Source organism: Streptomyces sp. URMC 127 (assembly GCF_051386535.1).
Taxonomy (GTDB): Bacteria; Actinomycetota; Actinomycetes; order Streptomycetales; family Streptomycetaceae; genus Streptomyces.
In genome coordinates this window covers 1-12,392 of the sequence record NZ_JBPQTW010000206.1, presented here as the reverse complement: position 1 = coordinate 12,392, position 12,392 = coordinate 1, and the positions used below count along the sequence as shown (strand labels likewise).

The following is a 12,392-nucleotide window of genomic DNA, read 5'->3' as shown; positions in this document are numbered from 1 at the left end:
CCACCGTCCGGTGCCACCACCACCAGGGCGTCGCCGACCCCGGCACCCTGCACGCCGAGGACGAAGCGCCGGGACGGGTCTTCGACGGCCTCGGCGTGGCGCAAGCGGCGACGAAGGCGGCGAACAGGGAGTGCTGGCCCATCACTTCGGGGTGCCACTGCACGCCGAGGACGAAGCGCCGGGACGGGTCTTCGACGGCCTCGGGCAGCCCGTCGGCGGCGCGGGCGGTGACGCGCAGGGTGCCGGGGTCGGCGACGCCCTGGTGGTGGTGGCACCGGACGGTGGCCTCCGGGCCGATGGCGGACGCGGCGAGGCTCCCTTCGGCGAGGCTCACCCGCTGGTCGCCGAAGACGCCGGACGCGGGCAGGTGCCGCCCGTGGCCGAGCACGTCGGGCAGGTGCTGATGGAGGCTGCCGCCGTAGGCGAGGGCGAGCAGTTGCAGGCCCCGGCAGACGCCGAGGACCGGCAGGTCGCGCTCCAGCGCGCCGCGCAGGAGCAGCAGTTCGCCGGCGTCGCGGTCCGTGCTCGGATCGTCGGTGCGCGGGTGGCGGGGCTGCCCGTAGCGGGCGGGGTCGATGTCGGCGCCCCCGGGCAGCAGCAGTCCGTCGAGCCGGTCGAGGACGCCGTCGTCCGTGTCGTCCGGGGGCAGCACCACGGCGCGGCCGCCGGCCTCGGTGACGCCCCGGACGTAGGACTGCTGGATCAGGGTCGCCTGGGTGTCCCAGATGTCCCAGCGGGCGCGGTCGCGGTAGGCGGCGATGCCGATGACGGGGCGGGTCACCACGCCTCCCCTCCGGCGCCGGCGCGGGCCAGGTCCGCGGGAGCGTGGGCCCTGGGCGACCGGACGGTGCGCAGCGCGGCGGCGCACAGCGCGACGGCGTCGCGGTGGAGCTGCGACTCCTCACCGACGGGGGCGCCGTAGGGGGTACGGTCGCGGAGCGCCGCGGTGCGCCGGGCCAGGGAGGCGGCCGGTGCGGTGTCCAGCACGGCGGCGGCGAACACGTCGGCCAGCTCGGTGAAGTCCTCGCCCCGCAGGCCCTGGTACGTGGCCTCGTTGAGGCCGATCCGCAGGCCCTGGCCGGTGAAGCCCGGCAGCCCGGCCATGAAGTTGACCCGCAGGCCCGCCGCGAACAGGCGGTCACTGGCGGTCCGGGCGGGGACGCCGTCCGCCTCGGTGTCGAGCCAGAGCTGGTGCCCGGCGGAGTAGCCCCGGTCGGCCGCGGCCACGGTCAGGCCCCGGTCGGTGAGCAGTCCGCCGAACCGGCGGGTGTTGGCCACGACGGCGCGGGCGTAGTCGGCGCCGCCGAAGTCACGGAACTCCAGCAGGGCGATGCCCAGGCTGATGGTCGCGGCGAAGTGGTGGTTGCTGATCAGGTAGTCCTGGGTCTCGCGGATGCGCCGCTCCACCTCGCGGTCGCGGGTGAGGAGCACGGCCTTCTGCGGCCCGGGGAAGGTCTTGTGGGTGGAACCGCCGAAGCTGTCGGCGCCCTGGTCGAGCGGGTTGGGCAGGACGCCGCCCAGCACGAGGCCGAGCCAGTGGCTGGCGTCGACGTGGACCAGCGTTCCGGGGCTCGCCGCGCGGACGGTCGCCACCAGGGCGGCCACGTCCACCGGGAAGAGGCAGTGCGACTGGTCGACGTAGACGAGCGAGGGCCGGACCCGGGCGAGCAGCTGCGCCGCGTGGTCCAGGTCCAGGGAGTGCGGGTCGTCACCGCGCAGAAATTCCACCTGCAGGCCGAGCCGTTCGGCCACGCTGGGCGTGGCGTAGTGGCCGCCCTGCTCCGGGCTGATCGTCACGACCGTCGAACCCGGTGCGCCGCCGAGCGTGCCCAGCAGCAGGGTCATGGCGTTGAGGCCGCTGAGCGGCCGGACGGAGACGTAGTCGGCGCGGCCCAGCTCCTCAAGGAGCGGGATGGTGAGGCCCGTTTCGAGGTCGCGCAGGTGCTGGGCGCCGCGGAAGTGCCAGCCGGCCGGGTTGTCGCTCTCGTTGAAGAAGTAGCGGTGATAGGCGTCGAGCATCATCGGCAGCTTGGCGATGCCGGACACGGCCGTCTCGGACGGCACCATGCTCAGGGTGCGGCCGGCGTGTTCCTCGTGCTCCGTCAGCAGGCGCAGGACGTCGGCGAGCGTGGACTGCGGGTGCGGCATGGAGGTTTCCCTTCCGTCGGTCGTCACGGGGTGGCCGCTCGTGCGTGCAGCAGGGCGCCGGCGACCATCGCCTGGCCGAGCGCGATACCGCCGTCGTTGGTGGGGACCTGGTGGTGCACGTACGGGGCGAAGCCCGCCCGGCGCAGCTCGACCAGGCAGTTGACCAGCAGGAACTCGTTGAGGAACACGCCACCGGAGAGCGCCACCGAAGTGGTGCCGAACCGGCGCCGCACGTCCTCGCACTGTTCGACGACCATGGCCACGACGGAGGAGTGGAAGCGGCGGCTGATCTCCTCAAGTGCCGTGCCGCGGGCCAGGTCGGCGGCGAGCTCCCGGATCACGGGCCGGAAGTCCACCTCCGCGGCGCCGTTCGCGGTGTCGTCGCCTCCGGTGCGGCCGAAGGCGTAGGGCCGGGCGAGGGTCAGGTCGCGGCCGAGCAGGCCCTCCAGCTCGATGGGCCCCTGGGCCTCGTACTCGGCGTGCGAGCAGATGCCCAGCAGGGCCGCCACGCCGTCGAAGAGGCGGCCCATGCTGGAGGCGACGGGGGCGTTGATGCCGCGCCGCACCATGGTGGTGAAGACGTGCCGGGCCTGTTCGTCCAGGACGTTCAGGGCCGGGAAGGCGGCGTGGGCGGCCGCGGGGTCGCCGAAGGCGTCCAGGGCGAGGGCGAAGCCGGTGCGGACGGGCTCGTGGACGGCCTTGTCGCCGCCGAGCAGGGGGATGGGCCGCAGGTGGGCGACGCGGTCCACGGAGGCGTAGCCGCCGTGCAGGAACTCGCCGCCCCAGATGGTGCCGTCCTCGCCGTAGCCGGCCCCGTCGAAGACGACCCCGAGGGTGCTGCCGTCGACGCGGTTCTCGGCCATGCACGACGCCATGTGGGCGTGGTGGTGCTGCACGGCGATCACCTCGGCGCCCTGCGCGCCCAGGGCCTCGGCGAGGACGTGGGAGCGGAAGGAGGGGTGCAGGTCGCAGGCGATGACGCGGGGCGCGAGCTCGTAGAGGTCCGCCAGGTGCTCGGCGGTCCTGCGGTGGGAGGCGAAGGTCTCGTCGTTCTTCAGGTCGCCGATGTGCTGGCTGACGAAGACTTCCCGGCCCGAGCTGAGCGCCACCGTGGTCTTCAGCTCCGCGCCGTAGGCGAGGATCTGCGGCAGCTCCCGGTCCACGGGAACGGGGTACGGGGCGTAGCCGCGGGCCCGCCGCACGAAGCTGACCAGCGGCTCGTCGAGCCCGGGGTGGACGGAGCGGCGCACTACGGAGTCGTCCACGCGGATGTGGATGTCCCGGTCGTGGTGCAGGACGAGGTCGGCGACCTCGAAGAGCTCGCCCAGCGCCTCCTCGTTGCGGTACGCGATGGGCCGACCGGAGACGTTTCCGCTGGTCATGACCAGGACGTCCAGCCCGGGGCGGTCGAGCAGCAGGTGGTGCAGCGGCGCGGAGGGGAGCATGACGCCGAGGTTGGGGTTGCGGGGCGCGATGACCTCGGGCAGGACGCCGGGCACCTTGCGCAGCAGCACGATGGGCCGGGCCGGGGAGGCGAGCAGCTCGCCGTCGCCGTCGTCGAGCTCGACGAAGCGCGCCGCCGAAGCCAGGTCCTCCACCATGAGGGCGAAGGGCTTGGAGTCGCGCCGCTTGCGCTTGCGGAGGAGGGCGACGGCCTCGGCGTTCCTCGCGTCGGCGACCAGGTGGAAGCCGCCGACGCTCTTGACGGCGACGATGTGCCCCTCCGCCAGGGCCGCGGTGGTGGCGGCCAGGGCTGCTTCCTCGTGGGCCAGCTCGCCCTCCGGCCCGGACAGGGTCAGCCGCGGGCCGCAGACGGGGCAGGCGTTGGGCTGGGCGTGGTAGCGCCGGTCGGCCGGGTCCTCGTACTCGCGGCGGCAGTCGTCGCACATCCGGAAGACCGCCATGGTGGTCTGCTCCCGGTCGTACGGCAGGTGCCGGATCAGCGAGTAACGGGGGCCGCAGTGGGTGCAGTTGGTGAACGGGTAGCGGTAGCGGCGGTCCGCGGGGTCGCGGACCTCGCGCAGGCACTCCTCGCAGACGTGGGAGTCCGGGGCCACGATGGTGCCGGCGCGCCCGTCATGAAGGCTTTCCTTGATCGTGAAGTCGTCGTACGCGTCCGCGGGCGCCGCCTCCCGAGCGACGACCCGCACCTCGTTGACGCGCGCCAGGGGCGGGGCCTGGGCGCTCAGCCCCGTGCGGAAGTCCTCCAGCACCCGGGGCGGTCCGCACACCAGGGTCTGCACGCCGTGGTTGTCGTTGAGGACCCAGCCGGTCAGCCGGAGGCTTCTGGCCAGGGTGTAGACGAAGGGACGGTAGCCCACTCCCTGCACGACGCCGTTGACCCGCACCAGCCACTGCTCGTGCGCCTCCGCTGCCGCGCCGGGGCCGTCCGCCGCGCCCTCGATGCCGGTGTTCTTCCGCACGGGACCGCTCCGCTCAGCAGAGTCGCGGAAGTTCCGCGCCCTGCAGCTCCTCGATGGTGGTGGTCTTGCCGCCGGCGTCCGTCATCTCCACGCCCTTGCCCGCGCGCTCGGTGACCTCGCCGATGACGACGGCGCCGCGGCCGTAGGGGTGGGCGTGCAGCGCGGCCAGGACCTCGCCGACCGCGTCGGGGGCGACGAACAGGGCCAGGCAGCCTTCGTTGGCCGCGTTGATGGGGTTGATGCCGAGCATGTCGGACGCCATGCGGGTGGCGAACTCGATCGGGAGGGCCTCCTCCTCGATGGTCAGCACGCGGCCGGCGGCGGAGGAGTACTCGTGGAGCACGGCCGACAGGCCGCCGCGGGTGACGTCGCGCATCGAGTGGACCGCGCCGCGCTCGATGGCGCCGCCGAGGCCGTCGATCATCCCGTTCAGCGGGGCGCAGTCGCTGAGGACGTTGGACTCGAAGCCCAGGCCCTCGCGGACCGACAGCAGGTGCACGGTGTGGTTGCCGATCGGACCGCTGAGGACGATCCGGTCGCCGGGACGCACGTCCGTCATGCGCAGCGGCTCGCGGTGGAAGACGCCCACGCCGGTGGTGTTGAGGAAGATCTGGTCGGCCTCGCCCTTGCCGACGACCTTGGTGTCACCGGCGACGATCTTGACGCCGGCCTCCTTCGCCGTGTCCCGGACGGATTCCAGGATCCGGTGCAGGGTGGCGATCGGAAGGCCGGCCTCCAGGATCATCGCCAGGGTCAGGTATTCCGGGCGGGCGCCGACGACCGCGAGGTCGTTGACGGTGCCGCAGACGGCGATCTTGCCGATGTCACCGTTTCCGAAAACCGGCGGGTCGACGACGAAGGAATCGGTGGTCATGGCGATGCGGCCGGCCGGGACCGGCAGCATCGCGCTGTCCTCCATTTCCCCGGTGTAGACATCACCGAGCACATCCACCACAAATTCGACCAGTTCCCGACTGAGTCGGGCTCCGGTGCCGTGGTCAAGGACGATCTTCTGGTCCAGGAAGGACTTCGTGCTCATGGCAGCGAGGCGCCTCTCTTCGGCGATAGGTGGACGGCCGGGCGGCGACCGGGTACGGGTGCCGCTCCGCCGGTGTCAGGGGGCCGGTGTCAGGGGGGCCGGGGTCACCGGGTTCACGGGGTCTTGATGACCTTGCGGGGCAGGTGGCCCTCGGTGTCGATGAGGCGCAGGATCTCGGCGGAGTCCGTGACGGTCGCGCAGTAGCCGGCCATCCAGTCCAGGGCGCGCTGCTTGTCCGCCTCGCGGGCGGAGACCACGCAGTCGCCGGGGACGTAGATGTTGTAGCCGCGGAAGAACGCGTCGGCGGCGGTGGTCTGCACGCAGATCTGGCTCTGCATGCCGGTCACGACGACCGTGTCGACGCCCAGGGCCTGCAGGCGCTCGTGCAGGTCGGTCTCGTAGAAGCCGCTGTCCTTGTTCTTCTCGATCACGAGGTCGGTGTCCTCCAGGAACTCCGGCATGATCGCGGCGCCCTCGGTGCCCTTCTGGACGGGCAGGCGGCCGTCGTAGAGCTCGGCGTTGGGGTCGTCGGGCAGGTTGATCAGCTGCAGGTGGACGATGTGGTGGCCGCGCTTGCGCATCTCGTCGAGGAAGCCGGCGTAGCCCGGGGTGGCCTTCGTGACGGCGTCGAGGCGTTCCTGGTTCTTGTGGACCAGGTCGCGCTGAAGGTCGTTGGTGAGAACGGCGATCTTGCCCATGTGGTCTCCTCGGAGCGGAAATCGGATATTGCCTTTTGCGTTCCGGCATTGCCGCCGTGCACCGGCTGCGGAGAAAGGTTCTCCCGCGACAACTCCCGTACCTAGTCGGGGAAACCCCCGACAGGTGGCGGATTTCCCGGGCCGAACACGCGGTTTTCCGGCTGCCCGGCCATTTCGGCCAGGACTCCGTAGTACTCCCGCATCAGCTCTTCGATGCGGCCGGCGGTGAACTGCTCGGTGCGGTAGAGGACGATGCAGTGCGCCCGCCGCCCGTCGTAGCGCAGCCGGACGTTGAGCGGGCGCAGGACGTGCCGGCGCACCGGGACGACCGGCTCCATGCGCACGCCGCCGAGCGTCGCCGGAGTTTCGAACTCCTCCTCGGCCGTGAACTGGACGTGGAAGAGCCGGGTCAGCAGGCCGGGGTCCGGCAGGTGCGGCTCCAGCAGGTGCGGCGGCAGGTCGTGGTGCGCGAAGTCGGCGGCGGTGGCGGCCTTGACCTGCTCCAGGAGTTCGCCGAGCGCCGGGTCGGTCCCGAGGTCGGTGCGGACCACCACGTCGTTGGAGAAGTCGGCTATCAGGTCCCGCACGTCGCTGCTGTCGCGGTACGAGATCGGTGCCCGGACGCACACGTCCCGCTGGCCGGACCTGCGGGCCAGGAGCACCGTGAAGGCGGTCAGGCCCACCGTGTACAGGGTGGTGGCGCGCTCCGCGGCCAGGCGCGAGACCGCCGCGTACAGCTCGTCCGGCATGGGCACGTCGATGCCGGCGCCCACCGTGCCCGGCCGCTCGGGCAGCTCCAGGTCGGCGGGAAGCACGGCCGGCTCGGCGCCCGCCAGCCGCCGCAGCCAGTAGGCGGTCAGCTCGGCGCCGCGCGGGCCGGCCAGGCGCTCGCGGTGCCAGGCGGCGTAGTCCGCGTACTGCACCCGCAGCGGCGGCAGCTCGGCCGGAGTGCCCTCCAGGGCCGCCCGGTAGTGCGCGGCCAGGTCCCGCACGGTGACCTCGACCGCCCTGGCGTCGCCGATGATGTGATGCAGCATCAAAACGGCGATGTGGTCGTCGGCGGCCAGGCGCACCAGCACCAGCCGCGCCGGGGGCCCGGTCTCCAGGTCGAAGGACCGGGCTTCCTGCTCCCAGACGAACGCGGCGAACTCATCGGCGGTTCGCTCCACGACCTCGACCGGCAGCCGCAGCCCGGGGGCGACCACCTGGGTGAGGACACCGGACTCCGTCCGGAAGGCGCTGCGCAGCGTCTCGTGCCGCGCCGCCACGGCGTTCCAGGCGTCCTCCAGTGCGGCCACGTCCAGGGGGCCGCGCAGCCGCACGCCCGCCATGATCGTGGGATCGGGGCCGGTGCCGTCCGTCAGGGACGCCCACATGCCCTCCTGCGACACCGAGGCCCTGAACCTGAGCTCCCCGGCCGGGCGGGGCAGCACCCCGATCCCGCCGCCCGCACCCCGGCGGCGGCGCAGCAGCGCCTCCTCCAGGCGTGCCCTGGCCGCGAGGTCCGTCCTGTCCACCTGTGTTCCCGTCATGGGCCGATGGGACCAACCGGCCGGTGGAGGAGGGCAGTCGGGGATATCCCCGACCCGTCCGAGGGTCCCTTCCCCGGGGCGGCGGGCGGCCGCGGTGCATACGATGCGCCGGTGACCGATTCCCTTGCCGCGCCCGGAACCCGGGCCCCCTCCGGTTCGCCCGTCCAGCGCTTCCGCGTGCTGCCCGGCGAGTTCACCGTCGAGCACGTGAAGGACGGCCGGGTCCCGGCCGACGGCGACTGGCGCGTCCTGCACCGGGCCCCGGAGGGCCTGACCGTCGTCCGCGAGGTGCGGGAGCCGGCCGCGCCGGAGGCGGGCGGCGCGGAGCGCTGGAGCGGTCTGTACGGCGAGACGTCGCACGACCTGGACCTGCCGGGCGTGGTGGCGGCCGTGACCGGCCCGCTGGCCGCCGCGGCCGTTCCCGTCTTCGTCTCCTCGACCTTCCACAGCGACCTGGTGCTGGTCCCCCGGGAGCGGCTGGCCGAGGCCTGCGCCGTGCTGCGCGCCGCCGGTCACGACGTGACCGGCTGACGGCGCGGCCGTCCCTCCCCCGCGGTGGGACGCCCGGCAGGTGCGGCTCAGGCGAGGGCGCGGCCGTGCGGCGAGAAGCGCCGGCCCTCGGCCCGGCGCAGGTCCGCCAGCACGTTGATGCGCCGCAGCCAGCGGTCCGTGCCGTCGTAGCGGGCCGTGAAGGGCCGCCGGCCGTGCACCGCCCGCTTGTTGTCCACGATCAGCATCTCGCCGGGCAGCAGCGCGACGTCCCGCAAGCCCTGATCGAACGCCGCGATGACGGCGTCGAGCGCCTTGAGGGCCTCCGCGTCCAGGTCCCGGGGCATGAACGCCGGGTCGATGCGGATGAAGGGCGCCTCGGCGTCCCCGCTGAACACGGCGGTGCGCTGTCGGCCGGTGTTCATGCCGGCGATCTTGAGGAACGCCTCGCGGACCCAGGCGTCGTCGTCCATGCCCGTGGTCCGGTCGTTGAACTCCTCGGTGTGCGACTCGTCGGGGAGGATCACGAAGCGCTCCTCGAAGAGGACCTCGCGCACCCACGGCTCCAGTTCGACGTCCTGCAGCGCGGCGAAGGTCGTGGGCACCCGGTCGTGGTTCCGCATGCCGATCAGCATGATCCAGTCGGCGCGCAGGGGATGGAAGGCGTCCTCGTTGTGCCATTCGAGGTTCACCGTGGAGCTGGAGCCGAGCTGTTCCATCTCGTGACCGTGGACCGGGTAGACGTCCAGGACCATCCGGCCGCGCTGCTGCGTCAGGTAGGACACCGGGTCGCCGAGGAGGGAGCCGAGCAGCAGCAGGAGCGCCTCGGCCCTGAGGGCCTCCCGGGTCGCGGGCTCGGCGGCGTACTGCGTGGGGGTGGGCCCGGCGGCCGTCTCGTCGACGGGCAGGTTGCCCAGGACCAGGCCGCCGTAGGGGCGCCCCGTGATGCGGAAGTCCAGCAGGTGGGCGCGGACGCGGGCGGGCACCTCGTGGGCGAGCAGGGCGACGTCGGTCAGCCGGCGGTCCAGCGGTACGCCGGGCGCGGCGTCGAGCAGGCCCTCGGCCAGGTCCCGCAGCTGCTCCCGCTCGGCGCCGGTCAGCTCCAGACTGGGGATCCCGCTGCCGGCATGCGGCCGGAATCCGGTGCGGGGAGTGGTGACGGTGGTCATGGTCGGTCCGTTCTGTCTCACGGAAAGGGGCGTCAGGAAGTGGTGGCGGGCGCTGCGGCGGACTCCGCGAGCGCGGCCGGAGTCCGCAGCTGGTAGACCTCGCGGACGCCGGCCTTCAGGGACCGGTCGCCGAGCATGCGGACGATGCGCAGGGCGAGCAGCGAGTTGCCGCCCAGGTGGAAGAAGTCGTCGTCCGGTGCGACGGCGGGACCGAAGACCTCGCGCCAGACGGCAAGCACCTCGTCGAGCGCCCCCCGGGAGGCCTCCTCCCGGGGCTCCTCGCCGGTCGCGGGCGTCCCGCTGGTGGGCGTCCCCGTGGTGGGCGTCCCTGTGGCCGCGGGCGGCGCCGGGCGCTCGCCGGGATCGGGCAGCCGCGCCACGTCCACCTTCCCGTTGACGGTCAGGGGCAGCGCGTCCACGGCCGTCAGGGTGGTGGGCATCATGTACTCGGGCAGCAGCTGCGCCGCGTGCTTGCGCACCTCGCCCGGCTCCGCGCCGTCCAGGACGACGTACGCGTCCAGGCGCGCCTCACCGTCCTGCGCGCTTCCCCGCGCGCCGCCGGGCCGCAGGACGACGGCCGCCGCGACGACGGCCTCGTGGGCGAGGAGCACGGATCTGATCTCGCCGAGCTCGATCCGGTAACCGCGCACCTTCACCTGGTCGTCCAGCCGGCCGTGGTGTTCCAGCCGGCCGTCCGGCAGCAGGACGCCGAGGTCGCCGCTGAGGTAGAGCCGCCCTTCCCCGTCCGGGTCCGGCACGAACCGGCGCTCCGTCAGCTCCGGCCGGCCCAGGTAGTGCAGGGCCACGCCGTCGCCCGCCACCGCGATCTCCCCCGGGGTGCCGGGCGGCAGCAGCCGGCCCCGGCCGTCGAGGACCCGCACCGACCAGCCGGGGATCGCCCGTCCCACCGACCGGGCGCCCGTGAGCGCCTCGGCCCGGGTGACGGTCTGCGCGGTGACGTGCACGGTGGTCTCGGTGATGCCGAACATGTTCACCACCCGGCACTCGTCCTCGGGGTGGACGTCGAACCAGGCGGTGAGCCCGGCCGCGTCCAGCGGTTCCCCACCGAACACCACGAGCCGCACGTCCAGCGGGGTGTGCGCGCCGCGCTCCAGCTCCAGCAGGCGCGAGAACGCCGACGGCGTCTGGCTGAGCACCGTCACGCGCTCCTTCAGCAGCAGCTCGCGGAAGTCCTCGGGGGACCGGCAGGTCCAGTACGGGACGACGACGAGCCTGCCGCCGGTGAGCAGGCAGCCCCAGATCTCCCAGACGGAGAAGTCGAAGGCCGCCGAGTGGAACCACGACCAGGTGTCGCCGGGGCCCAGCCCGAAGTCGTGCTCGGTGGCGTCGAGCAGCCGGGCCACGTTGCGGTGCGGGACGACCACGCCCTTGGGACGGCCGGTCGACCCGGAGGTGTAGATGACGTAGGCGGGGTCGCCGGGACCGGCGCCCGCACCGGCCGGGAGCGCGTCGGCGTCCTGGCCCTCGGCCAGCTCCTTCAGCCGCTCCAGCGGCACCGCCGTCGCCGCACCGACGCCCGGCTGGTCCGCCGTGCCGACCAGGACCACGGACAGCCTCGCGTCGCGCACGGTGTGGTCGAGCCGGTCGGCGGGATAGGCCGGGTCGAGCGGCACGTAGGCCGCGCCCGCGGTCAGCACGGCCAGCAGCGTCACGACGAGGTCGGCCGTGCGGTCGAGGCAGACGCCGACCCGGTCGCCGGGGGCGACGCCGAGCCGGCGCAGCGCGTGGGCCGTCCGCACCGCCTGCCGGGCGAGGAGCCCGTACGTCACGGTGGTGTCCCCGTCGACCAGGGCGGTCGCTTCGGGGTGGGCGCGGGCCACGGCCAGCACCTGCTCGTGGACGGTTCCCTCGCGCAGGGGGCCGGGAAGGCGGGGGGTGCGGCCGAGCTCAAGGACGCGCTGCCGTTCGGCCGGGCCGAGCGGGTCGACCGCGGCCAGCGGGCCGTCCTGGTCGCCCGTCACGAGCTCCGCGGTCACCCGGCCCAGCTGCTGCGCGAGGGTCGCGGCGCGCGGGCCGGGCAGGTCACCGGTCCGGTACCAGCAGGTGGCCGCGGGCGGGGCGCCGTCGCCCGTCGTGAGGTGGACGGTCACCGCGTGCCGGGGATCGAGCGGCGGCCGGTAGGCCGTGGGGGAGGGGTGGGCCCGGTGCCGGTCGGTGAGGAGCGCGACGCGCAGGCCGCCCCCGCCGGGCCCGGCGCCCGGGTCCGTGCCGGAGCGCGCGGCCGCGGCGCGGTAATCGGCCACCGGCCGGTCCTCGTCGTCCTCTCCCGGCAGTGCGACGCACCGGTGCGTGACGGCGCCGTGCGGGTCGAGGACCTCCAGCGCGGGGCCCAGGTCGCCGAAGGTCCGGGCCAGCACCAGGGCCAGTGCGGCCATCACGTCGCTCTCGCGGAGCGGGCCGGACGGCGGTTGCGGCAGCGGCACCGGCAGGGCCGCCACCGAACCGTCGCGGGGCGCGGGGGCGGCGTGCGGGGCGCCCGTCCCGCGGGCGCCGAGGGACGCGGCGACGCGGTCCATCGCCGGGCGGTCCACCCGCGCGGGATCGGCGGTCACCACCAGCTCTCGCGCCCCGTCCGCGTACTCCAGCACCACCAGGCGCGCGGGTGCGCCACCGAGGGATGCGTCCAGCTCCACGGACCGCCGTGCGGCGGCGACCGCGCCGTCCACGGGGCCCGCCACGAGCTCGGTCCAGAGCCGGACCGGGCTTCCGGCGAGGGCCGGGGCGGCCGCGACCGCCCCGCCGGAGTCCGTGCCACGGCCGCCGGGCAACCGGTAGACCCCGGCGTGGCGGGACGGTCCGTGGACGTCGCCGGTCCCGGTGAGCACCGATGCCACGTCAATCTCCTGAGGTCAGGGGGGTAGGGGGAATGCGGG

9 protein-coding genes are annotated in these 12,392 nt (G+C 73.9%); 1 reads left to right on the top strand and 8 read right to left on the bottom strand.

The window, feature by feature from the left end; all coding sequences use genetic code 11:
• The 6 genes from ACSNOH_RS28525 to ACSNOH_RS28500 form a co-directional block, all read right to left on the bottom strand.
• The coding region (locus tag ACSNOH_RS28525; protein ID WP_436724319.1) for a gamma-glutamyl-gamma-aminobutyrate hydrolase family protein at positions 1 to 781 on the bottom strand (781 nt) is incomplete at its 3' end.
• Positions 778 to 2,148, bottom strand: a complete 1,371-nt coding sequence (locus ACSNOH_RS28520) for a hypothetical protein (protein ID WP_436724318.1) — start codon at positions 2,146 to 2,148, stop codon at positions 778 to 780. The genes ACSNOH_RS28525 and ACSNOH_RS28520, both read right to left, overlap by 4 nt.
• 23 nt (positions 2,149 to 2,171) lie before the next feature.
• On the bottom strand, positions 2,172 to 4,571 hold the full coding sequence (gene hypF / locus ACSNOH_RS28515; protein ID WP_436724317.1) for a carbamoyltransferase HypF: 2,400 nt from the start codon (positions 4,569 to 4,571) through the stop codon (positions 2,172 to 2,174).
• 13 nt (positions 4,572 to 4,584) lie between these two features.
• On the bottom strand, positions 4,585 to 5,610 hold the full coding sequence (hypE, locus tag ACSNOH_RS28510; protein ID WP_436724316.1) for a hydrogenase expression/formation protein HypE: 1,026 nt from the start codon (positions 5,608 to 5,610) through the stop codon (positions 4,585 to 4,587).
• Positions 5,611 to 5,723: 113 nt separating this feature from the next.
• The gene (locus ACSNOH_RS28505) at positions 5,724 to 6,308 is read right to left on the bottom strand and encodes an isochorismatase family cysteine hydrolase (RefSeq protein WP_436724315.1); all 585 of its coding nucleotides are present in this window, start codon (positions 6,306 to 6,308) and stop codon (positions 5,724 to 5,726) included.
• 101 nt (positions 6,309 to 6,409) lie between these two features.
• Positions 6,410 to 7,840: a condensation domain-containing protein gene (locus tag ACSNOH_RS28500; protein ID WP_436724314.1), complete on the bottom strand. Its 1,431-nt coding sequence runs from the start codon at positions 7,838 to 7,840 to the stop codon at positions 6,410 to 6,412.
• 111 nt (positions 7,841 to 7,951) lie between these two features.
• On the opposite strand from ACSNOH_RS28500, the gene ACSNOH_RS28495 reads away from it, so the two are divergent.
• Positions 7,952 to 8,371, top strand: a complete 420-nt coding sequence (locus tag ACSNOH_RS28495) for an ACT domain-containing protein (protein WP_436724313.1) — start codon at positions 7,952 to 7,954, stop codon at positions 8,369 to 8,371.
• Between the two features lie 47 nt (positions 8,372 to 8,418).
• On the opposite strand, the gene gntD is transcribed toward ACSNOH_RS28495, so the two are convergent.
• Both gntD and ACSNOH_RS28485 read right to left on the bottom strand, forming a co-directional pair.
• A complete protein-coding gene (gene gntD / locus ACSNOH_RS28490; RefSeq protein WP_436724312.1) occupies positions 8,419 to 9,498 on the bottom strand; it encodes a guanitoxin biosynthesis L-enduracididine beta-hydroxylase GntD in 1,080 nt (359 codons plus the stop codon).
• 32 nt (positions 9,499 to 9,530) lie between these two features.
• Positions 9,531 to 12,353, bottom strand: a complete 2,823-nt coding sequence (locus ACSNOH_RS28485; RefSeq protein ID WP_436724311.1) for an amino acid adenylation domain-containing protein — start codon at positions 12,351 to 12,353, stop codon at positions 9,531 to 9,533.
• Positions 12,354 to 12,392 lie beyond the last annotated feature (39 nt).

What these genes read in the sequence shown, in the direction of transcription:
- ACSNOH_RS28520 (WP_436724318.1), bottom strand. Translation starts at nt 2,148, where the DNA reads ATGCCGCACCCGCAGTCCACGCTCGCCGACGTCCTGCGCCTGCTGACG.
- hypE (WP_436724316.1), bottom strand. Translation starts at nt 5,610, where the DNA reads ATGAGCACGAAGTCCTTCCTGGACCAGAAGATCGTCCTTGACCACGGC.
- gntD (WP_436724312.1), bottom strand. Translation starts at nt 9,498, where the DNA reads ATGACCACCGTCACCACTCCCCGCACCGGATTCCGGCCGCATGCCGGC.
- ACSNOH_RS28505 (WP_436724315.1), bottom strand. Translation starts at nt 6,308, where the DNA reads ATGGGCAAGATCGCCGTTCTCACCAACGACCTTCAGCGCGACCTGGTC.
- ACSNOH_RS28500 (WP_436724314.1), bottom strand. Translation starts at nt 7,840, where the DNA reads ATGACGGGAACACAGGTGGACAGGACGGACCTCGCGGCCAGGGCACGC.